The sequence below is a fragment of the Nonomuraea sp. NPDC050540 genome (genome assembly GCF_044457485.1).
Classification (GTDB): domain Bacteria; phylum Actinomycetota; class Actinomycetes; order Streptosporangiales; family Streptosporangiaceae; genus Nonomuraea.
This window is the reverse complement of the sequence record NZ_JBITHA010000013.1, coordinates 288460-313125: the sequence shown is the minus strand read 5'-3', so window position 1 is coordinate 313125 and position 24666 is coordinate 288460. Positions and strand designations below refer to the sequence as shown.

The following is a 24666-nucleotide window of genomic DNA, read 5'->3' as shown; positions in this document are numbered from 1 at the left end:
AGCAAAAACTCATCATATTCCAGACGAGGTGTTGCATGAAATACTTCATGCACTGGCTTTTAACACACTGTTGAGTTCTCAAGAAACGGACGCGTTTTCCAGCGGCTCATTTCGTTGTGTCTTAATTCTTTCAGCCGGTCCGCTTGGTGTCAAATTGACACTCGCGGGCTGACCTGCGGGAATTTCGACCACCCCGTCTCCGGGGCAACCCCTCTAACTTACTCCGACTTCCGGAGCTTGTCGAATCGGGGGCGTCCGTCCGGGTTCGGCGATCTTGGCCGTTCCCGTGGGACTGGTGAACTCTATGTACGTCTCCCGGAACCGTCAAATCAACGAGATGTACCGGTGTGGTCGGAATCATGGGGGTAGTACCCCATACGTGAGCGAGCGGTCGACACCCCGCGCGATCATCGTGCTGCTTGGCACCGCCTGCGCACTGATCGTGCTCTTCGGGCTGCGGGAGGTCGCCTCGATCGTGGGCCCCATGGTGCTCGCCCTGGTCCTTGTCATCGCCGTGTCTCCTGTGCGGGGATGGCTGGCCGGCAGGCGGGCGCCCGTCTGGGTCCAGGTGGCGGTGCCGTTCCTCATCGTGGTGTTCGTGGTGCTGGCCATGGTCGCGGTGCTGACCGTCTCGGTCGCGCAGCTGGCCGGGCTGTTGCCCTCCTACTCCGGCCAGTTCCAGGGGCTGCTCAACCAGGCGCAGCGCTTCGCCGCCGAGTACGGGTTCGGGAACGAGCAGCTCAGCAAGGCGCTGCAGTCGTTCGATCCGGGCAAGCTGCTCGGTGCGGCCCAGGCCTTGCTGTCCAGCCTGGTCGGGGTGCTGTCGGGTCTGTTCCTGATCGTGGTGCTTCTGCTGGCGATGTCGCTGGACGCGCCGATCACGGCGAAGATCCTGGCTTCGGTACGCGGCGAGCGCCCTGGGATCATCACCGCCCTCGACACCTTCGCCGGCAAAACCCGGCGCTACCTCATCGTCTCCACCGTCTTCGGGATCATCTGCGCCACCTGCGATGTCATCGCCCTGTATCTGCTGGGTGTCCCGCTGCCGCTGCTGTGGGGCGTGCTCGCGCTCATCACCACCTACATCCCGAACATCGGCTTCGTCCTCGGGCTCATCCCGCCGAGCATGCTCGCCCTCCTGGACGGCGGCCCCAGGCAGATGATCCTGGTCATCGCCGCCTACTGCGCGATCAACGTCGTCTTCCAGGGGCTGGTGCTGCCCAAGTACCTGGGCGACGCGGTGGGACTGTCCACCACGATGACGTTGCTGTCGCTGATCGTCTGGACGTTCGTGCTGGGCCCGCTCGGCGCGTTGCTGGCCATCCCCCTCAGCCTGCTGACGAAGGCGCTCCTGATCGACAGCGACCCGAGCGCGAAATGGGCGGGAGCCCTCATCTCGGGCAAGGCATAACCCGGACGACGGAGGTGTTCTCCCTGACGCCATGTACATCGAACGAGCGCCGCACGCCGGGCTGTCCGGCCGGATCTCCTGGCTGTGGGAACAGGTCGCGGAGTCGGACGGCTCCCAGCTCGTCGTGCCCGACGCCGCCGTCGACCTGATCTGGGGTCCCGGCGGCCTGCACGTGGCCGGCCCTGACACCGGCCCGATGCCGACGCCGATGCGCGCGGGCGACGTCTACGTGGGTGTCCGCTTTCATCCCGGGGCCACCGGCGCGCTGTTCGGCGTCCCCCTGGAGGAGCTACGCGACCAGCGGGTCCCCGTCACCGCGCTCGGCGGGCCCATGAACGATCTGGCGGCGCGGCTCGGTCCGAGCGGGCGTACCGGAGAGTCGCCCGAAGTGAGGGCGGCGGTGCGGCGGGAGATGGTCAGGGCCGTGACGGAACGGTGGGGCGAGACGCCCGCGCCCGACGCGGCGGCGCCGGCGATCGCGACCGCTCTGCGGGCGGGACGGTCGGTCCGCGAGGTCGCCTGGGAGCTGGGGTACAGCGAGCGCCAGCTGCACCGCAGAAGCCTGGCCAGCTTCGGCTACTCCCCCAAGGTCCTGCAGCGCATCGTCCGTTTCCAGCGCGCGCTCCGGATGGCCCGCGCGGGCCGGCCGCTGGCCGAGGTGGCGTTCGCGAGCGGCTACGCCGACCAGGCGCATCTGGCCAACGACGTCAAAAGGCTGAGCGGCGTCACGATGGGGACATTGCTCGCCTGAAGCGTCAGATCCGGCCGTAGGCGCGCAGCGTCTTGAGCCGCTCGACCGTGATGTGACCACCCCACTCGGTCTGTACGGCAGGCGTCCACGCCGGCCAGTTGAACCCCCACCCGCCGTCCTTCTGCTGCCCGATCAGCGCGTCCAGGTGGCGTTCGATCACGTCGGGGGCGAACAGCGGCAGCCGCATCGGCTCGGGCGCGAAGTCCAGCGGGAAGTGCGCGTCACCCGGCGCGTCGGGGTCGAGCGCGACGGTGGCCAGGATGACGTCCTTCAGCCGCCCGAACTCAGCCTCGGCCCGTTCCCGGTCGGACGCCAGTTCGAGGAAGAGCACCACGGCCCGCGCCTCGTACGGGGTGGTCTGGTCCTTGATGGCGGCGATGGCCGACCAGCAGAAGTCGGTGGCCCGCACCAGCCACGGGTGCCGCACACCGTGCTTGTGCAGGAGCCCGGCGATGGACGCGGTGGGCACGAGGTTCCCGGGCGGGTCGTCGTCGGTCTGCCACCAGGGAGCCCTGGGCGTGTCACGCACGCTGGGCAGCACGAACGGCAGGCCGCCGTCCGGGGTGCACACGCCGCCCAGGTACGCGCAGGCGCCGTTGACCATGGAGTCGTCGAAGGCGTCGAGCTCGTCGAGGATGTGGAAGGCGACCTCGACGGGCTCCGGCTGGCTGCCGGGGCCGCGCAGGTCGGGTTCGAGGGCGTTGCCGAAGCCGCCGTCGTGGTTCTGGTAGGCGCGCAGGACGTCCAGGACCCGTCTCCGGTCGCCGTCGCCGAACAAGGCCTCGAACCGGTAGCGGTCGAGGAGCCGGGCGTTGAGCTGTATGTATGTCGCGGCGCTGCGCACGATGTCCATGCCGCTCACGTTATCGGGGCCGTCACCGTGGATTCTTGAAGGAATCGGACAACGGTCTGCCCTAAGGTGCGCGCTGGAGACGGGCCGGGCCCTGCGCGGCTGGCGTCCCGTGGTCAGGAAGGGCGCGGTCGAGTGGGAGTCGTCAGGTCGTGGCTAGCGCCTCCGTCGGCGACATGCGCGCGGCCCGCACGGCGGGGTAGAACCCGGCCAGCCCGCCGATGACCAGCGTGGCCACGACCCCGCCGGCCATCGCCCAGACGGGCACGATCGACGGCCAGCCCTGCAGGGTCGCGTACAGCGAGGTCACGCCGATGCCGAGCACCACGCCGCCCACGCCGCCGATGGCCGACAGAAGCAGCGACTCGGCGAGGAACTGCAGCCTGATCTTCCCCCGGGTGGCGCCGAGCGAGCGGCGCAGCCCGATCTCGGCCCGGCGTTCGAGCACCGAGATGACCATGGTGTTGGCCACGCCGACGCCGCCCACGAGGAGGGCGACGCCGCCGAGCCCGAGCAGCAGCGCGTTCAGGGTGGCGTCGGTGGCCTGCTTGGCGGCCAGCACGTCCGAGGGCCTGGAGACCTCGACCTCGTCGGGGTGGGCGGGGTTGGCGGTGGCGGCGAGCACGTCGCGTACGGCGGTGACCGACTGTTCGTGCGAACGGGCGTAGACGGTCGTGGAGTAGCCGTCGAAGCCGAGACGTTCCTCGGCGACGGGCCAGCCGACGAGGGCGGCGGTGTCCACCTCGGGGGCGAGCGGCGCGGGGCCGAGCACGCCGACCACGGTGAACCACTGCCCGCCGAGCCATACGCGCTGGTCGGGCCCGGCTTCGACGACGCCGAGCCGGTCGGCGGCCTTGGCGCCGAGCACGGCGGCCGGGTAGCGCTGGGTGGCCTCGTTCAGCCACGAGCCGCTGACCACCTGGGCGCCGACGTCGCCGATGAGGTCGAGCCTGGCGGCGGTGACCGAGACGCTGCCGGTCTGTCCCTCGGGGATGCGCTCGTTGCGGTAGACGTGGGCGGTCGTGGTGCCGGTGGCGGTGACGGAGGTGACCGGAGGGATCTGCCCGATCATGCCTTCGGCCTCGGTGGGCAGGTGGGAGCTGTCGCCGAACATGGTCTGGCCGGGCGAGACCTTGAGCAGGTTGGTCCCGAGCGCGGCCAGTTGCCGGTTGAGGTCCTCCTGGCTGGAGGCGGAGATGCCGACGACGCCGAGCATGGCGGCGATGCCGATGGCGATCCCGAGCGCCGACAGGAAGACGCGCAGCGGCCGGGCGCGCAACCCCGCGCCGCCGACCCGCACGACGTCGCGGGCGTGCATCCTGGCCGGGACGAGGGCGGTCATGCGATCACCTTGCCGTCGAGCATCTCGACCTGCCGGGGCAGGGAGGCGGCGATGTCGCGGTCGTGGGTGATGATCACGACGGTGGTCCCGGCGTCGTTGAGCTCGCGCAGCAGGTCCATGACGCCGGCTCCGGAGCGGGAGTCGAGGTTGCCGGTGGGCTCGTCGGCCAGCAGCAGCGACGGGCCGCCGACGACCGCGCGGGCGATCGCCACCCGCTGCTTCTCCCCGCCGGACAGCTGGTGGGGACGGTGGCCGAGCCGGTGCCCGAGCCCGACCCGCTCCAGCGCGTCCCCGGCGCGCCGCCGCCGCTCGCGCAGGGCGGGGCCGGAGTAGAGCAGCCCGTCGGCGACGTTGTCGAGGGCGGGCACCCCCGCGGCCAGGTGGAACTGCTGGAAGACGAAGCCGATCGTCTGGGCGCGCAGCGCGGACAGCGCCCGGTCGTTGAGCTGCGAGACGTCGTGCCCGGCGATGCGCACGGTGCCGCCGGAGGGCCGGTCGAGGGTGCCGATCATGTTGAGCATGGTCGACTTGCCGGAGCCGGACGGGCCGACGATGCCGAGCAGTTCGCCCGCTCCGATGCTCAGGGTGACGCCGCGCAGCGCCTGGACCTCGCCGTAGTCCTTGCTGACCTCGTGCAGCTCGGCGATCACTTGGGCACCGCCACGGTGGTTCCCTCGTCCACGCCGGTGACCTCGACCTTGCCGTCGGCGAACAGGCCGGCTTCCACCGCCGCGTAGCGGGTCGAGGCGCCCTCGACGACCTGCACGCCGTAGCCGCCCTCGGCGAGGGCGAACAGCGCCCCCACCGGTACGGCCAGCACGTCGTCGCGCTGGCCGGACACGACGGTGACCTTCACCGGCCCGGTGTCGAACCCCTTGACCCCGCTCACCGCGACCGTGACCTCGACGGACGTGGTGGTCTCCTGGCCCTCGCCGGTCGTGGTGGCGGTCTTGCCGATGCTGGAGATCTTGCCGCGCACCTCGGTGCCGTCGGGCAGCTCGACGGTGGCCTTCATGCCCTTCTTGACCAGGTGGCGGTCGGCCACGTCGAGGGCGACCAGCACCTCGCGGGTGGTGCCCGTGGAGGTCAGGACGGGGCCGCCGGCCGCGGCGCCGGGCGCGGTCTTGAGCTTGTCGACGCGCAGCGGGCCGTCGGCCACGACGACGTCCTCGGGCTTGACCGTGCCGGTGACGGGGACGCCGATGTCGTCCTGCCAGTCCTCGACGGCCTCGCGGGTGGCCCAGGTGTACTCGCCGTCCACGTCGAAGCCGTCGTAGCCGAGTTTGGCGAGGTTGCGTTCCAGCAGTTCGACGTCCATGCCCTCGACGCCGTCCTGGAGCGTGCGGTAGAGCGGCATCGAGCCGTACAGGAGCGGGACCCGGTCGGCGTCCACGCTGTAGACGGCCTTGCCGCGGGTGATGGTGTCGCCTTCCTTGGGCAGCCAGGTGATGGTGCCCTGGCCGCGTGCGCTGACGTCGGCGGTGGAGCCGTAGCCGAGCGAGCCGTCGACCGTCTTGGTCTCGGTCAGCGTCGTGCGGGTGACCTTGGCGGTGGCGGGGGCGGTGCGGGCGGCTATGGCCGTACCGGATCCTTCGCCGCCGAAACCGATCGCGGCGGCGGCCACGGCGGCGGCCAGCAGGGCCGCGCCGCCCGTCCAGGCGGCGGCGCGCAGGGCCCTCACTTGCGGACCCCGAGCTGCGGGAACTTGGCGCGGCAGGCCTCGACCGCCTTCTTGAACGTGGGGTCGTCGGCGTTGAGCGCGGGGCGCTTGCCGCCGAAGCCGCCGTTGGGGTCGGGGTCGGGCATGTCGACGCCGTTCTCGCGCATGCAGGCGGCATAGCCGCGCAGCCGCTCCAGGTCCTCTAGGCTGAGGTCGGCGCGGTCGCGGAAGGGCCGGTACTGCTTGCACGCCTCGGAGGCCTTCTTGAAGGACTCCTTGTTGACATCCTTGATGTCGATCTTCAGGCCCATCTTGCCATTGGGGTCGGGGTCGGGCATGTCGACGCCGTTGTCCCGCATGCACTGGGCGAACTTCCTGGCCTGTTCCTGCGGGTCGGCGGTCGTGGTGGCCGAGGCGCTCGCGGACGTGCTGGGCTTCGCGGAGGCGACCGAAGCCACTCCCGCCGAGGTCGGTTGCGAGCCGCAGCCCGCTATCGCGGTCAGAGCGCCGATGGCGATGAGAATTCGCGTCATGGCCCGACTGTGGCCGTCCCGGATCAGAGCGGGCTGGGAGCCGCCTCGGAGGCAGGTAGGAATACGCGGAACCTGGCGCCCTCGCCGGGACCGGTGTCGAGCGTCACCCTGCCGCCGTGCGCGTGGACGATGGCCGCGACGATCGCCAGCCCCAGTCCCGCGCCGCCGTCCGCGCGCGAGCGTCCCTGCCCGACCCGGTAGAGCCGGTCGAAGAGGTACGGCACGTGCCGCTCATCGATCCCCGGCCCGGTGTCGGCCACCTCCAGAACGGCCATGCCGTCGGCGCGCCCGACGCGGACCGTCACCGAGGCGTCGGCCGGGGTGTGGGCCAGCGCGTTGCCGACGAGGTTGGCGGCCACCTGCCGCAGCCGGGCCTCGTCTCCGGCCAGCGAGACCGGGGCGAGCGTGTCGCCGAGCCCGGCCAGCCTGACCTGCCGGCCGGGCACTCTGGCGCGGGCGTCCCTGATGGTGTCGGCGGCGACCTCCAGCAGGTCGACCCGGCCGCGTTCGAGCGCGCGTTCCTCGTCGAGCTGGGCCAGCGTGAGCAGGTCGTTGACGAGCACGCCCATCCTGGTGGCCTCGTCCTCGATGCGGCGCATGGTCTCGTCGGCGTCGCCGCCGCCGCGCCGGTGCAGCTCGGCGAAGCCGCGTACCGAGGTGAGGGGGGTGCGCAGCTCGTGGGAGGCGTCGGCGAGGAAGCGGCGCATGCGGGCTTCGGAGGCGGTTCTGGCGGCCATCTCGTGGGTGACGCGGTCGAGCATGACGTTCATGGCCAGGCCGAGGCGGCCCGGCTCGGTGTGCGGGTCGGGGTCGGGGACGCGGCGGGCGAAGTCGCCGCCGGAGATGTGGGCCGCGGTGTTCTCCATGCGGGTCAGGGGGCGCAGGCCGAGGCGTACCAGGACATCCGCGGCCATGCCGAGCAGGACCAGCACGGCGGCGCTGACGGCTACGGCGATGGCGATGAGCGAGGTGCGGGTCTGCTCCACGTCGGCCAGGGAGGTGCCGATGACGACCGTGTCGCCCATGGGGACGGCGGTGGCCACCACCCGCCAGCCGGCGCCCTCGCTGCCGGGCACGGTGTAGGGGCCGTCGTAGCGGAGGCGGTCGATCTCCGGGCCCGGGTCCTTCGTGGCGGGCAGGGTGGTCTTCAGCGTGCCGGACCTGGTGTAGATCATGATGCGGGAGACCTGGGCCACGCGTTTGGTGAGCAGCCGTTCCAGGCTCACGTCCACGGCCGTGTAGCGCGCCGGCGGCCTGATCGGCGGCGGCTGCAGGATGCGGGTCCCGATGGTCGTGGAGGCCGCGACGAGCTGCTCGTCCACGCGGCGGACGAGCATGCCCTGCAGCAGCGCGATGCCGACGACGTTGGCGAGCACGAGGGCGAGCGTGGTCAGCGCCAGGATCGAGACGACCAGCCGGGTGCGCAGCGTCCAGCGCTTCATCGCGGGCTCCTGAGCGTGTAGCCGACGCCGCGGACGGTCTGGATCAGGCCGGGGATCTTCTTGCGCAGGTAGTAGACGTAGGACTCGACGATGCTGGAGTCGCCGTCGAAGTCGTAGCGCCAGACGCTGTCGAGGATCTGGGCCTTGCTGACCACCCGTCCGGCGTTGGCCAGCAGGTACTCCAGCAGGTTGAACTCGGTGGGCGACAGCTCGACGCGGGCTCCGGCGCGGCGTACCTCGTGGGCGGCGTTGTCCAGCTCCAGGTCGGCGTAGCTCAGCAGTTCGGCGGGCGGGCCGCCGCCTCGGCTGCGCCGCAGGATGGCGCGGATGCGCAGCACGACCTCCTCCAGGCTGAACGGCTTGGCCACGTAGTCGTCGGCCCCCAGTGTGAGGCCCTGCACCCGGTCCTCGACGGTGTCGCGGGCGGTCAGGAACAGCACCGGGATGCGCTCGCCGAGCCGCCGCGCGACCTCGAAGCCGTCGAAGTCACCCAGCATGACGTCGAGCACGACGATGTCCGGCTCGAAGTCGCGGGCGGCGCTGATCGCCTCCGTGCCGCTCTCGGCGGTCCTGACCTCGAAGGAGACCAGCCGGAGTGTCTGCGAGAGCAAGGCGCGGATGTTCGGCTCGTCGTCCACCACGAGCACCTTGGCCGGTCTGTCCATGCGCTCAGGATTACCTGGACAACCTCAAAGCAGCATCAAAGCATCACTTCATGGTGAAGACCGGGCCCCGCGCGCGGAAGGGCAGGTGCCCGCCCTGCGGGATCAGGAACGCGTGCTCGCGCCGGATCCGCAGCACGTCGCACTGGCCGTCGGTGATGAGCAGGATCGGCCCGTCCTGCGGGAAGTCGGGCGCCCGTTCCAGGAGGTTCACGCCGGGTTGCAGGATCGTGCCGCCCCGGCCGCGTACGCGTACCCGCTGGGCGATGTCCTCCACGGGCAGGTAGCCCGCGTCGTAGGCGGCGGCGTCGCAGTAGACCACGCGGGCGCGGGGCACGTCCCTGGCGATGGCGTAGGAGGCGATCGCGCCCAGGGCCTTCCCGAGCATCTTCACGTCCATCGAGCCGGAGGTGTCCAGGACGACGCCGAACGTCGCCTGCCGGACCAGTTCCTCGGGGCGTACCCAGCCGGGGCGGGGGATGTGGGGCGTCGCGGACTGGCGGCGGGAGGCGCGCGCGTACGAGCGGCGCTTGTCCACCGCCGGCACGTGCTCGTCGAACCAGCGCGCCAGCCGCGCGTCCCACGGCAGCGGCGGCTGGTCGAGCGCGCGGATCTCCTGCTCCAGGCCGGCGGGGACGAAGCCGCGCCCGCTGGTCTGGTGGTAGACCAGGCCCTGGGTCAGCGCGTTGCGGTAGTACTCGTCGAGATCCACGTAGCCCTTGACGCCGCGCGGCGGCCGGTCGAGCACGTCGCCGAGCCCGCGCCCGCGCAGCGTCGCCAGCTTGCGCAGCCGCCGCAGGTCGGTGACGATCTGGTCGTAGACCGCCTCGGCCGACTGGCCGGCGAGCGACGGGTCGTGCAGGAGTCCCTCAGGCATCTCCCCCACGCCCATCTCGACGAGCCAGCCGTTGATCACGTAGTCGCAGGCGATGTTCCAGACGTACGGCTCCCGCCCGCCCGTCCGCTCCCCGTGCCGCAGCGCGGCGTGGAGCATCTCGTGGGCCAGCACGAACCGCCACTCCTCGATGGCCAGGCCGGCCAGCGGGTTGACGTAGATCTCCGCGGCCTCGGCGCTGACCGCGGCCACCGAGATGTCCCAGCCGCGGGCCAGGTCGGCGTCGGCGACGACGGTCATCCCCGCGGCCAGCGCGCCGAGCAGCGGGTAGGAGGAGACGAACCAGCGCAGCGCGACGTCCCACGGGCCGTCCGGGCGCCGGTCGCCGGTCGTGCGCGGGGTCCCGGCCTTCTCCAGGGCCGAGGTGGCGGTCCTGGCCACGCCGATGGCGAAGGAGCGTTCGTGGTCGAGGTGCTTGGCGAGGTCCTCGTCACCGATGAGGAAGTCGGCCTGGCCGAGCGGCTCGTACTCCGGGGGCAGCCCGATCCTGCGCCAGCGCTCGGAGAGCGTGACCTCGGGCTCGGACGGGAGTTCGGCGGGCAGCGGCGTGGGGCAGCGGCCCAGCTTCAGCGTGCGCAGGAAGCGTTCGACGTGCACGCAGCAGGCGGCCTGGTAGGCGACGTCGGGCAGGTTGGACCGCTGCCAGGAGGCCACGACCTCGGCGCCGATGTCGCCGGGCGCGCAGTTGCGCGGGTCGGCGTGGCCGAAGCCCAGGTGGAGCAGGAGGTGGGCGAAGATCCACGCCCATTCCTCCGGCTCAGCCTTACGGTGCGGGTGGTGGTGGACGTCGCCGTCGCAGGAGACGGTCGCCCAGGTCTCCTTGGACAGGTCGCCGTCGTCGGCCGGGTTGAGGGTGGCGCGGTAGACCTCGAACAGCGGGTGCCCGGTGACCATGCTCCAGCCCTGGTGCACCTTCAGCCGCCAGGGGTCGAGCTTCTGCTTCTTCCTCATGAGCGTGCCGCGGAGAGCCGGGGCAGATCGCGGCCGACCTCGACGAGGAACCACGTCGGCAGGGCGGGCGCGCCGTCGGCCTCGTTGGCGATGACCAGCTGCGCGCACTCCAGCGAGATCTCGGCCAGCTCGACCAGCAGCGTCTTGGCCCGGAAGGCCAGGTCGCGGCCCCGGCTGGAGGCGCCGCGCTTGTCGGCGGGCAGTTCCTTGATCAGGCGGGCGCGGAAGGTCTCCGACAGGAAGTAGAGCAGGTCGCGCTCCTCCGGCCGGCGCGGCCAGGGCGCCTCGCCCTTGAGGACGGCGTCGAGGTCGTAGGCGTGGCGGACGGTCTTGATGTAGGCGCGGAAGGCCGAGGCGTGGGTGGCGGTGAGGGTGCCGAAGGCGAGCGTGGCGAGGATCTCGTCCTCGATGTCGTCGCCGTAGGAGGTGATGACGTCGGAGAGCATGTGCCAGGCGCGCGGCGAGGAGAAGGCCTCCTCGGTCTTCGGCGGCGCGCTCCACAGGTGGTCGGGGCGCTGGACGAGGTAGTCGACGATCCAGGGGTGGATGCCGCTGTCGGCCGCCCACTTGAGCCAGTCGTCGGCGCTGGCGCGCAGGTGTACGTGGACCAGCCGGTTGATGAGCGCCGAGGCCATGGGCCTGGCCAGGGCGTTGTCGGTGGCGCGGTTGCCGGCGCCGATCACGACCGAGCCGGCGGGCAGCTCGTAGGTACCGATCCTGCGGTCGAGGATCAGCGAGTAGAAGGCCTTCTGCACCTCGGGCGAGGAGGCGTTGAGCTCGTCGAGGAACAGGCAGTAGGGCTCGTCCCTGGCGATCGACTCCGGCGGGGCGAAGCGGCTGCGGCCGCCGACGAGTTCGGGGACGCCGATGAGGTCCTCGGGGGCGAGCTGGGTGCCGAGCAACGTCACGCACTCCAGACCCAGGGAGGCGGCGAACTCGCGGACGAGCGAGCTCTTGCCGATTCCCGGGGCGCCCCAGAGGAAGACGGGGCGCACCACGGCGACGTGCAGCAGCAGCTCGGGGAGCTGCGCCGGGGTGACCGTGACGTTTGCCTGCATGCCCACAAGGGTGACGAAGGGGACAGCGGTTTCGCATCCACTTTAATGCGTTGCGGCCATCGGCACGGCCCTCGTAGGGTCGTCGGCATGTGTTGCACCTGCTTCTACAGCATCCGCATCCGCAGCGGCCGGGCTCTGGCTCGCTAGCGGACTGCTCGACTTCTCAGCGCGTCCGTAAAAGCGCGCCCAGGGCCCTTCGAGATCCCCTTCATCTCAAGGACCCGAAAGGGCTGCAGCTGTGGCGCAGAACTTCGCACACGGTAACTTTTCCCACACTCAGAAGAAGGCCAGGAACTCCGGCGGCGGTCGCACGCCCAGAGACAGGGCGCGGCGTGAGCTCTCACAGAACTTCCTGGTCGATCAGCATGCCATCGACCTGATCGTGAAGGCCGCACGGCCACACGGGCTGATACTCGAACCCGGCGCCGGTGAGGGCGCGCTGACCAGCGCCCTGGCGGGCCAGGAGGGCGTGGAGGTCGTCGGCTACGAGATCGACCCGCTGCTGGCCGCCAAGCTCAGGGCCAGGACCGGGCTGACGATCGTCAAGAGCGACTTCACCAAGGCCAGGCCGCCGAAGGAGCCGTTCGCGGTGGTCGGCAACATCCCGTACTCGATCACGTCGAAGATCGTCGACTGGTGCCTGCGGGCGCGCACGATGACCTCGGCGACCCTGCTCACCCAGCTGGAGTACGCCCGCAAGCGCTCGGGCGACTACGGCCGGTGGAGCCTGGTCACGGTGGAGAGCTGGCCGTGGTTCCACTGGGAGTTGCTCGGCCGGGTCGGCCGGGAGAGCTTCCGGCCGGTGCCCGCGGTCGACTCCGGCATCCTGCGCATCGAGCGGCGTCCCGAGCCGCTGGTGGAGGATGCCGCGGCCTGGCGGAAGCTGGTCGAGCTCGGGTTCACCGGAGTGGGCGGCTCGCTGCGCGCCTCGCTGAAGACCCGCTACGAGGGCGTCGACGCCGCCCTGCGGCAGGCGGGCGTCGAGCGCGACGCGGTGGTGGGCTACGTCCACCCCGACCAGTGGATCACCGTCTACCGGGAGCTACACCGCTGACTTCATCCGCCGCTCGGCGGGTGCGGACACGGGGGTGGCGAGCTCTGGGGCCGTCGGATTGCGGCGGTTCCAGGGCATCGCCATGACCAGGATCGGCAGCAGCACGATGGAGGCCAGCGCCCACTCCGAGTGCAGTGCCCACCAGGTGTTCTCGTCGAACTGCGTCATGTAGAGGTAGCCGTAGGCCGCCCAGGCCGAGCAGCCGATGATCGCCGGCCAGGCGAAGCGGGTGGGCCTGGCGACCAGGAACGGCATGAACCACATGAGGTACTGCGCGCCGAGCCGGGGCGTGACCACCATGAAGGCGATCAGCATCGCGATGGTCATGTCGATCGGGTCGGCCCGGCGCCACAGCAGCACGCAGGCGACCATGGTGGCGTAGATCAGGTAGGTGCCGGGGACGACGAGGTCGGGACGCAGCTCCCAGTTGCCGCCGCTGAACTGCGCGGCCCAGCCCCAGTCGCCGACGATCGGCCGGATGTCCCCCATGACGGACATCGCTTCCCGGATCTGGCCGAGCGAGGTGTTCACCACGAGCGGCAGCGAGAGCAGGAAGAGCACCGGCAGCAGGCCGGTGAAGAACAGCGAGACGATCCTGGCCCGCAGGTTGGGCAGGAGCAGCAGCATGCCCGGGATCAGCCAGATCGGCCAGCTCTTCGAGCACAGCGCCAGGCCCATGAGCGCTCCGGCGAACATGCCGCGCCGCAGGTCGTGGCGGTCGTCCCCGGTCGGCATGAGCGAGCGGTGCAGCAGGCCGCCGGGCCGGATCACCCTGGCCAGCGCGTTGCGCCAGCCGTAGGCGGCCACGCCGCGACGCAGGCGCACCCTCACCTCGGTCGTGACGCCCGTCCGGTGCGGCGAGCCCGGCCCTCTGGCCACCACGAAAGCGGCCACGCCGAAGGCCAGCGCGACCGGCTCGACCTGGCCGTGGATGGCCGCGACCAGCAGGGCCAGCGGGTTGAGCGCGTACTGCAGCGCGCGCAGGTTGGCCTTGGGGCCGCCGGACAGCTTGGCCACCAGCGGGATCAGCGCGATGTCGGCCACGATCGTGACCAGGCGCCCGGCGAACTCCCACGGGATGCCCAGCCAGAGCAGGAAGCCGTAGACGTACGGGATCGTCGGCAGGAAGTGCCAGCCGCCCTCGCTGGCCAGGACCGGGTCCTGGCCGTTCAGGATGGCCACGCCCGCGGGCTTGAAGCTCTCCATGAAGTCGACCGGCTGCCAGGCGTCGTCGGCCGCGGTGAACAGCAGAAGCGTCCGTACGGCCACGCCCACGAGGATCGCGACGACGAGGGATGGTCTCCAGTTACGCCATTGGGCGAGTAGGGCGAGCAGGACACCGGCGACGAGGACTATCCCCGTGAGGACTGCGTATTCCATGGCGGCCTCTAGCCTGCCGTACCCGGGAGGGTGCTGCCACCGGGGTCGTCGAAAGCGCGATCAGACATGACACTCGATAAGTATGCTTACCAACACCATTTGTGCACTCCTTTTACCTGCGGTGACGCCTGGCCACAGCGCTGTTCCGGCCGGGAAATTCACAGGAAACTCTTAGCTCGCTCACCTGCCCAGTGCCGCCCGCGCGTCGACGACGCCCAGGCCGAGGCGCAGGTCCTTGGTCGGGTTCCGCGCGGTCTGCCGGATGGCTCGCATGGTCTGGTCGGGGGTCTTCCCCTGCCCGATCAGAAGCGCCGCCAACCCCGCCACGTACGGTGCCGCCATCGAGGTGCCGTCGAGCAGGCCGTACCCGCTGGTGTTCTCGCGGGTCTCCGGGGTCGGGTAGGTCGGCAGCGTGGACAGGATGCGCACGCCGGGAGCGGCGACGGCGTCCTCCGCACCGAAGTTGGAGAAGTCGGCGGGCTTGCCCTGCTGGTCGCTGGCGCCGACGACCAGGACCTGCGTGGCCGTCTTGTACGGTTGCTTGACGGTGCCCTCGTTCCCGGCCGCGGCCACCACGACCGCGCCCCTGCTGTAGGCGTGCAGGATGGCCGGGTTGAGCGTGCCGCCCTTGAGCAGCCGCGACAGCAGGCCGGTCTCGCCCAGGCTGAGGTTGATGACCTTGGCGCCGTTGTCGGCGGCCCAGACGATGCCCCTGACGATCGTGGCCCGGTCGCCCGATCCGACGGTGCCGAGGACACGTACCGGCATGATCATGGCGCCGGGCGCCGCGCCGGAGATGCCGATGCCGTTGCGGGTGACGGCGGCGGCGATGCCGGCCACGTGGGTGCCGTGGCCGTTGCGGTCCTTGGGGTCCTGGTCGCCGTCGACGAAGTCGTAACCATCGACGATCTTGTCCTTGAGGTCGGGGTGGTCGGTGTCGACCCCGGTGTCCACGATCGCGATCACCACGCCGTCGCCCTGTTCCTGCGTCCAGGCCTGCGGCAGCTTGATCACCGGGAGGCCCCACTGCTGGGGTTCGAGCGGATCGGGCTCGGGCGAAGCGCAGCCCGCCACGATCGCCAGGATCGCGGCGAGCGTCAGAACTCGCCTCATCATGTCCCCCGATGCTCACGATAAGTCCCGACAAGACTACACAGAGCACCTAAAGGGGTTGGCGGGAGGAGCGAGGTGAGGCGCCTCGGGGGAGGTAACCCGGAAACCTCTCCCGAGGAGCCTCAGCCCCGCTCCTCCCGGGTCTCAGCCGAGCGCGTTGAGATACGCCCGGTGGCTGCGGGAGAATTCGAAGGAGTTGTACTTGTCCCAGTTGATCGACCAGGTCATGAGCCCCCGCAGGTTCGGATAGACCCCACGCGGCCGGTACGGCCCGCAGTTCGTGCCCTTGGCCAGGCAGTCGAAGGCCTTCTGGACCTCGGCCACCGTGGTGAAGCCGTTGCCCGCCCACGGCGCCGCGGGCAGGCCGATGGCGACCTGGTCCTGGCGGAGCGCGGGGAAGACGTTGGCGGTGTTGCCCATGATCGGGAAGCCCGCGAGCAGCATGTCGGTCATCGCGACGTGGAAGTCGTGGGTGCCCATCGTGTGGTACTGGTTGTCCAGACCCATGATCGGCCCGGAGTTGTAGTCCTGGACGTGCAGGAGCGTCAGGTCGTCGCGCATCGCGTGGATCACCGGCAGGTAGGACGCGGCGCGCCGGTCGGCGGACCCGCTCGGGCCCGGTCCGTAGAACTGGTAGCCGAGCTGGACGAAGAAGGTCTCCGGCGCCATGGTCAGCACGAAGCGGGAGCCGTACTTCGCCTTGAGGGTTCTGAGGGCGGAGATCAGGTTGACGATCACCGGGGTGGTCGGGTTGCTCAGATTGGTGTCGCCTGAGTTGAGGTAGAGGGAGTGGCCTTCGAAGTCGATGTCGAGGCCGTCCAGGCCGTAACGGTCGATGATCGCGCTCACCGAGGAGACGAACGTGTCACGTGCGCCCGCGCTGGTGAGCTGGACCTGGCCGTTCTGGCCGCCGATGGAGATGAGGACCTTCTTGCCCGCGGCCTGCTTGGCCCGGATGGCGGCGATGAAGTCCGCCTCGGACTCGACGTTCGGGCACTCGGCCGCCGGGCAGAGCCGGAAGCGGATGTCGCCCGAGGTCACCGAGGTCGGCTCGCCGAAGGCGAGGTTGATGACGTCCCACTCGTTCGGGACGTCGGCCATCCGGATGTAGCCGGAGCCGTTGGCGAAGGAGGCGTGCAGGTAGCCGACCATGACCCGCTTGGGCAGCTGGCCGCCGGGCCCGCCGCCCTCGGTCGTGGTGCCGGGGACCTCGGAGGTGTAGGCGGAGCAGTTGCCCGAGCCGTCGCAGGCGCGGACCTTGAAGCGGTAGGTGGTCTTCGCGGTCAGGCCGCCCACCGTGGTCGAGGTGCCCGTGACGGAGGTGGGGGCGGCGCCGTCGCGGGAGAGCTCGTAGCGGGCGATGGTGCCGGAGTTGTCGGTGGAGGCCGACCAGCTCACCGCCAGCGAACTCGGGGTGGCGCCGCCCACGGCGAGGTTGCCGGGGACGGTCGGCGGAGTGGTGTCGTCGGGCGGCGGGGTGCCGGGCGGCCCGTCGAGCACCACGTCGTCGGCCTGGTAGGCGCCCTGGCCGTACCAGCTGTTGACGTAGACGGTCACGCTGGTCGTGCTCGCGCCGGTGGTGAAGGTCGTGCTCAGCTGGCGGTAGGCCGAGGGCGATGACGTCCAGGTGCTGACGTCGGTGGTGCCGGTGCCAAGGGCGCCGAGGAAGACGTAGCCGCCGCGCACCCAGGCGGACAGGGTGTAGGAGGACGAGGGCTTGACGCTGATCACCTGCTGGCAGCGTCCGGTGTCGCTGCCGGCCGGGGTGGCCTGCAGCGCCTTGGACCCCGAGTGGACCGGGGTGGTGACCGCCTGGGCTCCGGACGAGGCGGTGCAGGTCCAGTTCGCGAGGTCGCTCTCGAAGCCCGGGTTGCTCAGGATGTTCGCGGCGAGAGCGGGCGTGGCGGAGACCGCCGTGAGGCCGAGGGCCAGCACGGCGGCCGCCGCGATATGACGAAGACTCATCGCCTAGAACCCCGCGGTGATGCGGGTGAACTCCCAGTCGGCCTGGGCGATGCCGCTGCAGTCGGAGCGCACGCCGCCGCCCGGGCACGGCCGGTCGCGGTTGACCGCCCAGTACGCCAGCCTGGTCAGGCCCTTGGACTTGGCCCAGTCGCGGATCTGCGTCCAGATGGCGGTCGAGGTGAGCTCCTGCTGGTCGGACAGGCCGTTCATGCCGGAGATGCCCATGCGGGCGTAGGCCTGCGCGTCGGTGTAGCCGTAGGCGTTCTTCAGCGCGGTCTTCAGACCTTCGGAGGCGTTGACGGTGTCCTGGTACATGTTGGAGCCGCCGAAGTCGAACGGCATGATCGTGAAGTTGTCGATCGGCACGCTGAGCGCCTTGGCCTGGTTGATCAGGCGGACGCCGTGGGAGTTCGGGCCGGTCCTGGTGGTGCCGAAGGTCACGACGATCTTCACGCTCGGGTTGTTCTGCTTGACGATCTTGAGGGCGTTGAGGATGCGGTCCTGCACCGTGTAGTTCTCGAACTCGTCGGTGTTCTCGATGTCGAAGTCCACGACGGCCGGCCCGACGGCGTTGATGACCTGCTGGACGGCGCCGGCGAAGGCCTGCGGCGTGGAGCAGTTGGGGCCGAGCTTGTTGCCCGACCAGCCGCCGAAGGAGATCTGCACGTTGCCGCCGGCGTTCTTGATGGCCGAGATCGCCTGGGCGTCGGTGCCGCCGGTCAGCGGCCGGTTGCCGTCCCACGCCGGGTTGCAGCCGCCGCTGGCCAGGATGAAGGCCATGGTGAAGGACTTCACCCCGGTCGCGCTCATGACGGTCGCGGGCGCGGGCGGGTTGCCCCACCCCATGTAGAGGTACGGCGCGCCGGCCATCTTGCCCGGCGGGTCGGGGTTGGTGCAGCCCGAGGTGGTGGCCGCGGCGTCACGGCCGGTGGACTCGCCCACGTTGTTGTAGGCCTTGACCGTGTAGCTGTGCGACTCGCACGTGCCCAGGCCGGAGATCGTGGCGCTGGTGCCGGTGACCGTCGTCTTCAGGGTCGAGCCCTCGTAGACGCGGTAGCCGGTGACCGTCCCGGAGGAGGCGCCCCAGCTGAGCGAGATGGAGTTGTTGGTGACCGTGGTGCTGATGGTGCCGGGCTGGCCGGGCACGCCCGGCTGCGGGGTGCTGCCGCCGGCCTTCCACAGCGCCGGCACGCGCGGCGGTTCCCATCCCGGCAGCGAGGTGTGGCCCTGGATGGCGGTGTAGGAGGTGCCCTGGTAGGTGACGACGGCGCCCACGGCGTACGGGGTGTAGGGCGCCCATTCGGCGAAGAACGCGATCGTGCGGACGGAGCCGGCGGTCGCGGTCGTCGCCGCGGCCAGGCCCCCTAACAGCAGGGCGGCGGCGGATATCAGCGCGACGAGTAGGCGTCTCATGGCATTCCCTGAAGGTGCGGCTTGACGGTCTTGGAGAAGTTCCAGTTGTGGCTGGCGTCCCAGTTGATGGACCAGGTCATGGCGCCCCTGATGTCCGGCCACGCCTGCGGGGGCACGAAGCTGCCGCAGTTGGTGCGCTTGGACAGGCAGTCGAGTGCCTGGTTGACCAGGCTCGGGTTGACGACTCCGCCGCCCGCGGCGCCCGGCCCGGCCGGCAGGCCGAGGGCGACCTGGTCGGCGCGCAGGCCGTTCTGGAGCTGGATGCAGGCCAGCGCGGTCATGAAGTTGACCGTCCCCTGCGAGTAGGCCTGGGCCTGGTCGCAGCCGAGCATGCTGCCGGAGTTGTAGTACTGCATGTGGACGACCGTGAGGATGTCCTTGATGTTCAGGGCGAGCTTGAAGTACTCCATCCCGGTCGACTGCATGTCGATGGTCTGCGGGGCCATCGTGATGATGAGGTTCGAGCCGGCCTTGGCGCGCAGTTCCCTGAGTGCCTGGCCCATGTAGGTGGCGTTGAGCCCGTTCTCCAGGTCGATGTCGACGCCGTCGAAGCCGTAGCTCTGCATGATGCCCCAGACGCTGTTGGCGAACTGGGTCGCGGCGGTGGAGCTGGCCACCTGGACGCGTCCCAGCTCGCCGCCGACGCTCAGGATGATCTTCTTGCCGCGCTGGTGCAGGGCCTGCACGTCGGCGCGGAACTGGGCGTCGGTGTAGCCGCCGAGCGCGCTGGCGAGGCCCGGGTCGAGGTTGAAGGTCACCTGGCCGGGGGTGCTGGTGGCCTCGGCGAAGGCGATCGCGACGAGGTCGTACTCGTTGGGCACCGCCGACAGCCGCAGCTCGGTGGCCGGGTTGACGAAGTTGTGCCAGTAGCCGGTGAGGAAGTGCTTGGGCAGCGGGCCGCCGCCGGTGCAGCCGGTGGTGGTGCCGGAGGCGTCGCGCCCGGCCGACTCACCCACGCTGTTGTAGGCCTTGATCGTGTACGTGTGCGACTCACACGTACCCAAACCCGAAATCGTGGCACTCGTACCGGTCACCGTCGACCTCAACGTCGCACCCTCATAGACGCGATAACCCGTGACCGTCCCACTGGACGCACCCCACGACAGGGCCAGCGAACTGTTCGTCGCCGTCACCGACGCCGCACCCGGCTGACCGGGAATGCCCACACACCCGGTGGTCGTGCCCGAGGCGTCGCGCCCGGCCGACTCACCCACACTGTTGTAGGCCTTGATCGTGTACGTGTGCGACTCACACGTACCCAAACCCGAAATCGTGGCACTCGTACCGGTCACCGTCGACCTCAACGTCGCACCCTCATAGACGCGATAACCCGTGACCGTCCCACTGGACGCACCCCACGACAGGGCCAGCGAACTGTTCGTCGCCGTCACCGACGCCGCACCCGGCTGACCGGGGACGGTCGGCTGCGGGTCGCCCTGGACGCTCTTCCAGAGGGCGGGGACGTTGGGCGGCTCCCAGCCGGGCTGGGAGGTGTGCGACTGGCGGGACTCGAAGTCGGCCGAGTTGTAAGTGACGCGGGTGCCGGTGGGATAGGAGGTCCAAGCCTGCCACTGGGGGTAGGCGACGGCTTGGGCGGGTGGCCCGACCAGGCCGAAGATCAATCCGACGACCAGGACGAGTAAGGCGCGATATTTCATGAATTCTCCGGTTTCGAGTCGTACGGCCCGCGCCCCTGGGGGGCGAGGGCGCGAGCCGTACGGGCCCGTGGGGTGGGGGGTGTGTTCAGCGCAGGCCGTTGTTCAGGGCCGTGGTGAGGGATCCGTCGTCGCCCGACATCTCCCAGACCATCGCGCCCAGCAGGTTCTTGGCCTTGATGTACTCGGTCTTCTTGCCTATGGACCAGGGATCGTCGAACGTCCACCACTGACCACCGGGGCCGGTGTGACAGTAGGAGGCGATCGATTGTTCGTCGTGCCTGACCGTGCAGCCGGGCACCCGTGAGGCGATGTTCTTGTAGCCGCGCGTGCCCGCCTCCTCGGGGAAGTCGCCGGGCGCGGCGCCGTTGGCCGACTGCCATTCGCCGAACTTGCCGCCGTCGGCCACCTGCTGCCAGCCGCGGCCGTAGTAGGCCAGGCCGAAGGTCAGCTTGCGCGGGTTCACACCCGCGTCCAGGTACTTCTGGATGGCCTTGTCGACGCTGAAGTCCGGGTTGTACGGCGAGTCGGTGTCGAGGTGGAGGTTGCCCTGGTGACCCGTGCGGTTGGGCTCCCAGGAGTTGTCGCTGCCCGCGCCGTGGAAGTCGTAGCCCTGGACGTTGGCGAAGTCCAGGTACTGGAAGATCCTCGACAGGTCCCATCCGGCGTCGATCTTGACCGGGTCGGCGGGGGTGAAGGCGGTCAGGAGGTAGCGCTTGCCGGTGGTGACCGTCAGCGCGTCGAGCTGGGTACGGAACTCCTGCAGCAGGAGCGTCAGGTTGTTCTTGTCGTTCGGGCTGACGTGGTTGCCCGCGTGGCCGGGGGCGCCCGGCCACTCCCAGTCGACGTCGATGCCGTCGAAGACGCCCGCCGCCACGCCGGGGCCACCGCGGCCCTGGTAAACGGGCAGGTCGCCCTTGATGTACATGTCGATGCAGGACTTCACGAACGCCTTGCGCTTGGCGTCGGTCGAGGCGGCGTCGGAGAAGTACTTGGAGTAGGTCCACCCGCCGAGCGAGATCAGCGACTTGAGGTGGGGGTGTTTGGCCTTGAGCTTCTTGAGCTGGTTGTAGCTGCCGGCCAGCTTCTGGTCCCAGGTGTCGCCCACGCCGTCCACCGACTCGCCCGCGCCGAAGCCCTTGACGTAGTCGGCCCACGCGTCGCCCGCGCCGTCGCCCTGGTTGGGGTCCTGCGGGTTGGGGGTGGTGGCCCGGTCGACGCCGTTCATGCAGGTGTGCTGCGTCGGGTGAACGTTGGAGAAGGCGTAGTTGATGTGGGTGAGCTTGGCGGCCTGCGCGTCGAGGCTCTTCATCGTGTACGCGCGGCCGTAGATGCCCCACTGCACGAAGTAGGCGACCTTGTTGTAGCTGCCGCCCGGGGTCTCCGGCTGGGTCTTCGCGGTGAACGGGGCGCTCTTGTCGGACTCGTTGCCCGACGGGTCGACGGCGCTGACGGTGAACGTCTGGTTCGTGTCGGGCGGCAGGCCGCTGACCGTGGCGCTCGTCGTCGTGGAGGTGGTCTTCAGGGTGGCGCCCTGGTAGACGCGGTACTCCTTGATCGTCCCCGAGTTGTCCGCCGAGGCGTTCCAGGCCAGGCTGATCGTGGTGCTCGTCTGGCTGGGCGAGCGCAGGCCGGCGGGCACGCTCGGCTTGACCGTGTCCGGCGTGCCGGTGGTCGAGACCGTGACGGGGGCGCTCTTGTCCGACTCGTTGTTCGACGGGTCCACCGCGCTGACCGTGTAGGTGTGCGTGGAGCCGGGTGACAGGCCGGTGAGCTGCGTGCTCGTCCCGGTGGCGGTCTTGACGACCGCGGCGCCCTCGTAGACCCGGTACTCCCTGATCGTCCCCGAGTTGTCCGTCGAGGCGTTCCAGGCCAGGTCGATCGTGGTGTCGGCGCGCGCGGTCGAACGCAGGTCGCCCGGCACGCTCGGCTTGACCGTGTCGGTGGGCACGCCGTCACACGGGTTGCCGTTGAGCTTGCAGTTCTGCGGTACGGCCTGCGCGCCGCCCGGATTGCCGAGGAAGCCGAAGGTGACGGCGGCGCCCGGGGCGAGGGTGCCGTTCCATCCGACGTTGCTGAAGGTGAAGTGCTGCCCGCTGCGTGCCAGGGTGGCATCCCAGAACGAGCCGACCGTGATGCCGGCGGGCAGGTCGAACTCGACCTTCCAGCCGCTGATCGTGCTCGTGGTGCCGTTGGTGACGGTGTAGCGGCCTTCGAAGCCGCTGCCCCAGTCGGAGGTCTTCGTGAACGCCGCGGTGGCCGAGGCGGCCTGAGCGGGCCCTGGAACGAGGAGGGCTAACAGCAGACTTGCCAGCGCGGTCAGGGAAAGTAAGGGAAGGGTACGCCGCATGATCGCTCCCTTGGCGGGAGAACTGTGGGGGGTGTTCTGCCCTGTGAGGGGTCAGGCAGGTGGTACGGGCGGCAACGGATGGTGATCGTGGCAGGCTGTGGGGGGTGGGGGGCGCGCCATGATGGCCTCGGTTCAGATCTTCTCTTAGGAAAGTTTCCTAAGAGTTATGGCGATCGTAGGCTTGACACCCATGCCTTACAAGACCTAATTCCATCTTCAATCGCCGCAGCTGGTCACCAACTCCGCGCCACGGGTTAAAAGCGCACCGTAACGGCGGCTTCGCCGTACCCGCAAGACGGCCCGGCCCAGAGAGAAGAGCGCGCCCCCACACGCGGGTGGGGGCGCGCCGTCGGGAGGGGACTACGGCTGCTGCGTGATCTTGACGTCGTCGACGCCGGCCTCCACGAGGGAGGCGGTCGAGGCGTCGGCGGCCTCGATGAGGATGCGGACGGTCTGGCCCGCGAACGGGGTCAGGTTGGCGTTGGCCACGCCCCACGAGCCGTTGCGGTTGCTGGCCGCGCCGAGCTGCTCGAACACCTGGGAGGTGGTGTTGCCGACGACCTTCACGCGGAAGTAGTCCGCGTTGGAGGCGTTGGAGCCGTGGGCCAGGTACCACGACAGCGAGAGGGACAGCGTCCCCGTGGCCGGCAGCGTGATCTGCGGCGACTGGATCGAGGTCAGCCCGCCGTCGATGTCGTGGTCGCCGGCCGCGGCCCCGGCCAGGCGGCCGGTCACCAGGTCGTTGGCGCCGCTGACCGTCGTGCCGAGCTGCTTGGCGCCGCTGGAGGTGGTGGCCTCGGGGTCACCGCGCTCCCACAGGCCCGTCGTGGCGCTGCCCGGGACCGCGGTCCAGCCCTTGTCGGTCTCGAAGTCGTCGGACCAGACGGTGGTGCCCGGCGTGGTACCGCAGTACTGGGCCTCCTTGCCGATGATGCGGTACACGCAGTCGGAGTACTCCAGGAAGCGCAGGACCGCCTCGCGGTTGCGCGTGGTCTGGGGCACGATCTGCTCGTCCGGCGGGTAGAAGCCGGGACTCGCGGTGCGCGGGTACATCTCGAACGTGAAGCTGAAGATCTTGTAGACGCCCCACATCCAGTCGTCGATGGTCCCGTCGGTGATGTACAGGTCGCTGGCCTGCTCCGGCGTGTAGTTGTTGGTGGAGGCCATGTTCTGGCCGAGCGTCGCGTGGGCGTCACGGTCGTCCTGGGTCAGTCCCGGCGCCGTGTCGTTGAAGGTGTAGCCGTAGGGCCACAGGATCAGCTCGCTGTAGGTGTGCCAGTCGATGTGCGACCTGATCTGCTGCTTGCCGCCGACCACCCGGGTGCGCACCCAGTCGGCCACCGCCTTCACCTCGACCGCCGACTCGGGGGCCGTGCCCCGGTAGGTCTCGCTGGAGGTCGAGCCGGAGGAGCCGCCGCAGCAGCCCCAGTTGTAGTTCCAGTTGCGGTTCATGTCGGTGCCGACCGCCGTCGAGCCGGAGTTCGGCTGGCGGTTCTTGCGCCAGGAGCGGTAGCTGCCCGTCGCGATGTCGTACTCGCCGCCGTCCGGGTTGAGGTCCGGCAGAATCCAGATCTCGCGGGTGTTCACCAGGTTGGTGATGCGCGCGTCGGTGCCGTAGTTGTCGGCCAGCAGGTGCATGAGGTACAGCGCCATCTCGACCGTGAGGTGCTCGCGCGCGTGCTGGTGCGCGGTGAACAGCACCTCGGTCTCGTTCTCGTCGGTGCCGACGTTGTCGCTGATCTTCACGCCGACGAGCTGTCTGCCCTGGTACGACGTGCCGTAGACGAACTTGCTGGCGATGCCCGGTTTGGCGGCGACGAGCGCGTTGATGTTGGCGTTCATCTCCGCGTAGTTGTGGTAGCCCGAGTCCGACGGCGGGAAGTCAAACGCCGCCACGCCGGACGGGGATAACGGGCGTGGCACCTCCGTGACCCGGTAGCCGAGCTTCTTGATCGCCGCGACCTCGGCGGACGTCGCGGTGACCAGGACCGAGTCAGCCGCCACCTCCTCGATGGCCGCGCCGGTGCCCGAGACCGCGCTGCGCTGGCGCGCGTCGGCCGGGCCCTGAACCCGATACTGCTTGTTCGCGGGCGGTTCGGCACCCGCGCCCACCTCGGTGATGCCGGTCAGGCAGAACAGGCCGAGGACGGCAAGCAGGATCGTTAATCGGCGTCTCACCTC

At 69.9% G+C, this 24666-nt stretch carries 19 protein-coding genes; 3 read left to right on the top strand and 16 right to left on the bottom strand.

The window, feature by feature from the left end; translation table 11 throughout:
• Positions 1–379 precede the first annotated feature (379 nt).
• Entirely contained in the window at positions 380–1411 is a 1032-nt protein-coding gene (locus tag ACIBI5_RS37155) for an AI-2E family transporter (protein WP_397253735.1), read from the top strand.
• 31 nt (positions 1412–1442) lie between these two features.
• Positions 1443–2162 (top strand): helix-turn-helix domain-containing protein, encoded by a 720-nt coding sequence (locus tag ACIBI5_RS37150; protein ID WP_397253733.1) that lies wholly within the window; start codon positions 1443–1445, stop codon positions 2160–2162.
• 4 nt (positions 2163–2166) lie between these two features.
• Here ACIBI5_RS37150 and ACIBI5_RS37145 read toward each other — a convergent pair whose 3' ends face one another.
• The 9 genes from ACIBI5_RS37145 to ACIBI5_RS37105 form a co-directional block, all read right to left on the bottom strand.
• The gene (locus ACIBI5_RS37145) at positions 2167–3015 is read right to left on the bottom strand and encodes a hypothetical protein (RefSeq protein ID WP_397253731.1); all 849 of its coding nucleotides are present in this window, start codon (positions 3013–3015) and stop codon (positions 2167–2169) included.
• Positions 3016–3157: 142 nt separating this feature from the next.
• Positions 3158–4354, bottom strand: coding sequence for an ABC transporter permease (locus tag ACIBI5_RS37140; protein WP_397253729.1), 1197 nt, complete (start codon positions 4352–4354; stop codon positions 3158–3160).
• On the bottom strand, positions 4351–5004 hold the full coding sequence (locus ACIBI5_RS37135; RefSeq protein ID WP_397095407.1) for an ABC transporter ATP-binding protein: 654 nt from the start codon (positions 5002–5004) through the stop codon (positions 4351–4353). The genes ACIBI5_RS37140 and ACIBI5_RS37135 overlap by 4 nt, the downstream gene beginning before the upstream one ends.
• Positions 5001–6035 (bottom strand): peptidoglycan-binding protein, encoded by a 1035-nt coding sequence (locus ACIBI5_RS37130; protein ID WP_397253727.1) that lies wholly within the window; start codon positions 6033–6035, stop codon positions 5001–5003. The genes ACIBI5_RS37135 and ACIBI5_RS37130 overlap by 4 nt, the downstream gene beginning before the upstream one ends.
• Positions 6032–6547 carry a hypothetical protein gene (locus ACIBI5_RS37125; RefSeq protein ID WP_397253725.1) on the bottom strand — a complete coding sequence of 172 codons (516 nt, stop codon included), beginning with the start codon at positions 6545–6547 and terminating at the stop codon, positions 6032–6034. Before ACIBI5_RS37125 ends, ACIBI5_RS37130 begins: the two co-directional genes overlap by 4 nt.
• Positions 6548–6570: 23 nt before the next feature.
• Entirely contained in the window at positions 6571–7989 is a 1419-nt protein-coding gene (locus ACIBI5_RS37120; RefSeq protein ID WP_397253723.1) for a sensor histidine kinase, read from the bottom strand.
• On the bottom strand, positions 7986–8654 hold the full coding sequence (locus tag ACIBI5_RS37115; RefSeq protein ID WP_397253721.1) for a response regulator transcription factor: 669 nt from the start codon (positions 8652–8654) through the stop codon (positions 7986–7988). Before ACIBI5_RS37115 ends, ACIBI5_RS37120 begins: the two co-directional genes overlap by 4 nt.
• A gap of 43 nt (positions 8655–8697) precedes the next feature.
• Entirely contained in the window at positions 8698–10497 is a 1800-nt protein-coding gene (locus tag ACIBI5_RS37110) for a hypothetical protein (protein ID WP_397253719.1), read from the bottom strand.
• Positions 10494–11555, bottom strand: coding sequence for an AAA family ATPase (locus ACIBI5_RS37105; RefSeq protein WP_397253717.1), 1062 nt, complete (start codon positions 11553–11555; stop codon positions 10494–10496). Before ACIBI5_RS37105 ends, ACIBI5_RS37110 begins: the two co-directional genes overlap by 4 nt.
• A gap of 238 nt (positions 11556–11793) precedes the next feature.
• Here ACIBI5_RS37105 and erm point away from each other — a divergent pair, with 238 nt between their 5' ends.
• On the top strand, positions 11794–12609 hold the full coding sequence (gene erm / locus ACIBI5_RS37100; protein WP_397253715.1) for an ErmE/ErmH/ErmO/ErmR family 23S rRNA (adenine(2058)-N(6))-methyltransferase: 816 nt from the start codon (positions 11794–11796) through the stop codon (positions 12607–12609).
• On the opposite strand, the gene ACIBI5_RS37095 is transcribed toward erm, so the two are convergent.
• The 7 genes from ACIBI5_RS37095 to ACIBI5_RS37065 all read right to left on the bottom strand — a co-directional run bounded on the left by ACIBI5_RS37095 (position 12598) and on the right by ACIBI5_RS37065 (position 24663).
• Positions 12598–13989 carry a hypothetical protein gene (locus ACIBI5_RS37095; protein ID WP_397253713.1) on the bottom strand — a complete coding sequence of 464 codons (1392 nt, stop codon included), beginning with the start codon at positions 13987–13989 and terminating at the stop codon, positions 12598–12600. The two genes, erm and ACIBI5_RS37095, sit on opposite strands and share 12 nt — an antisense overlap.
• A 180-nt stretch (positions 13990–14169) precedes the next feature.
• Positions 14170–15105 carry a S8 family peptidase gene (locus tag ACIBI5_RS37090; RefSeq protein ID WP_397253711.1) on the bottom strand — a complete coding sequence of 312 codons (936 nt, stop codon included), beginning with the start codon at positions 15103–15105 and terminating at the stop codon, positions 14170–14172.
• Between the two features lie 141 nt (positions 15106–15246).
• Positions 15247–17067, bottom strand: a complete 1821-nt coding sequence (locus tag ACIBI5_RS37085; RefSeq protein WP_397253709.1) for a chitinase — start codon at positions 17065–17067, stop codon at positions 15247–15249.
• Positions 17068–17070: 3 nt separating this feature from the next.
• Entirely contained in the window at positions 17071–18480 is a 1410-nt protein-coding gene (locus ACIBI5_RS37080; protein ID WP_397253707.1) for a carbohydrate-binding protein, read from the bottom strand.
• The gene (locus ACIBI5_RS37075; protein WP_397253705.1) at positions 18477–20138 is read right to left on the bottom strand and encodes a glycosyl hydrolase family 18 protein; all 1662 of its coding nucleotides are present in this window, start codon (positions 20136–20138) and stop codon (positions 18477–18479) included. The genes ACIBI5_RS37080 and ACIBI5_RS37075 overlap by 4 nt, the downstream gene beginning before the upstream one ends.
• Positions 20139–20223: 85 nt before the next feature.
• A complete protein-coding gene (locus ACIBI5_RS37070; RefSeq protein ID WP_397253703.1) occupies positions 20224–22485 on the bottom strand; it encodes a glycosyl hydrolase family 18 protein in 2262 nt (753 codons plus the stop codon).
• A gap of 360 nt (positions 22486–22845) precedes the next feature.
• Positions 22846–24663: a M14 family zinc carboxypeptidase gene (locus ACIBI5_RS37065; RefSeq protein ID WP_397253701.1), complete on the bottom strand. Its 1818-nt coding sequence runs from the start codon at positions 24661–24663 to the stop codon at positions 22846–22848.
• Positions 24664–24666: the final 3 nt, after the last annotated feature.

What these genes read in the sequence shown, in the direction of transcription:
- ACIBI5_RS37150 (WP_397253733.1), top strand. Translation starts at nt 1,443, where the DNA reads ATGTACATCGAACGAGCGCCGCACGCCGGGCTGTCCGGCCGGATCTCC.
- ACIBI5_RS37140 (WP_397253729.1), bottom strand. Translation starts at nt 4,354, where the DNA reads ATGACCGCCCTCGTCCCGGCCAGGATGCACGCCCGCGACGTCGTGCGG.
- ACIBI5_RS37120 (WP_397253723.1), bottom strand. Translation starts at nt 7,989, where the DNA reads ATGAAGCGCTGGACGCTGCGCACCCGGCTGGTCGTCTCGATCCTGGCG.
- ACIBI5_RS37070 (WP_397253703.1), bottom strand. Translation starts at nt 22,485, where the DNA reads ATGCGGCGTACCCTTCCCTTACTTTCCCTGACCGCGCTGGCAAGTCTG.
- ACIBI5_RS37085 (WP_397253709.1), bottom strand. Translation starts at nt 17,067, where the DNA reads ATGAGTCTTCGTCATATCGCGGCGGCCGCCGTGCTGGCCCTCGGCCTC.
- ACIBI5_RS37145 (WP_397253731.1), bottom strand. Translation starts at nt 3,015, where the DNA reads ATGGACATCGTGCGCAGCGCCGCGACATACATACAGCTCAACGCCCGG.
- ACIBI5_RS37090 (WP_397253711.1), bottom strand. Translation starts at nt 15,105, where the DNA reads ATGATGAGGCGAGTTCTGACGCTCGCCGCGATCCTGGCGATCGTGGCG.
- ACIBI5_RS37080 (WP_397253707.1), bottom strand. Translation starts at nt 18,480, where the DNA reads ATGAGACGCCTACTCGTCGCGCTGATATCCGCCGCCGCCCTGCTGTTA.
- ACIBI5_RS37115 (WP_397253721.1), bottom strand. Translation starts at nt 8,654, where the DNA reads ATGGACAGACCGGCCAAGGTGCTCGTGGTGGACGACGAGCCGAACATC.
- ACIBI5_RS37110 (WP_397253719.1), bottom strand. Translation starts at nt 10,497, where the DNA reads ATGAGGAAGAAGCAGAAGCTCGACCCCTGGCGGCTGAAGGTGCACCAG.
- ACIBI5_RS37075 (WP_397253705.1), bottom strand. Translation starts at nt 20,138, where the DNA reads ATGAAATATCGCGCCTTACTCGTCCTGGTCGTCGGATTGATCTTCGGC.
- ACIBI5_RS37105 (WP_397253717.1), bottom strand. Translation starts at nt 11,555, where the DNA reads ATGCAGGCAAACGTCACGGTCACCCCGGCGCAGCTCCCCGAGCTGCTG.
- ACIBI5_RS37095 (WP_397253713.1), bottom strand. Translation starts at nt 13,989, where the DNA reads ATGGAATACGCAGTCCTCACGGGGATAGTCCTCGTCGCCGGTGTCCTG.
- ACIBI5_RS37125 (WP_397253725.1), bottom strand. Translation starts at nt 6,547, where the DNA reads ATGACGCGAATTCTCATCGCCATCGGCGCTCTGACCGCGATAGCGGGC.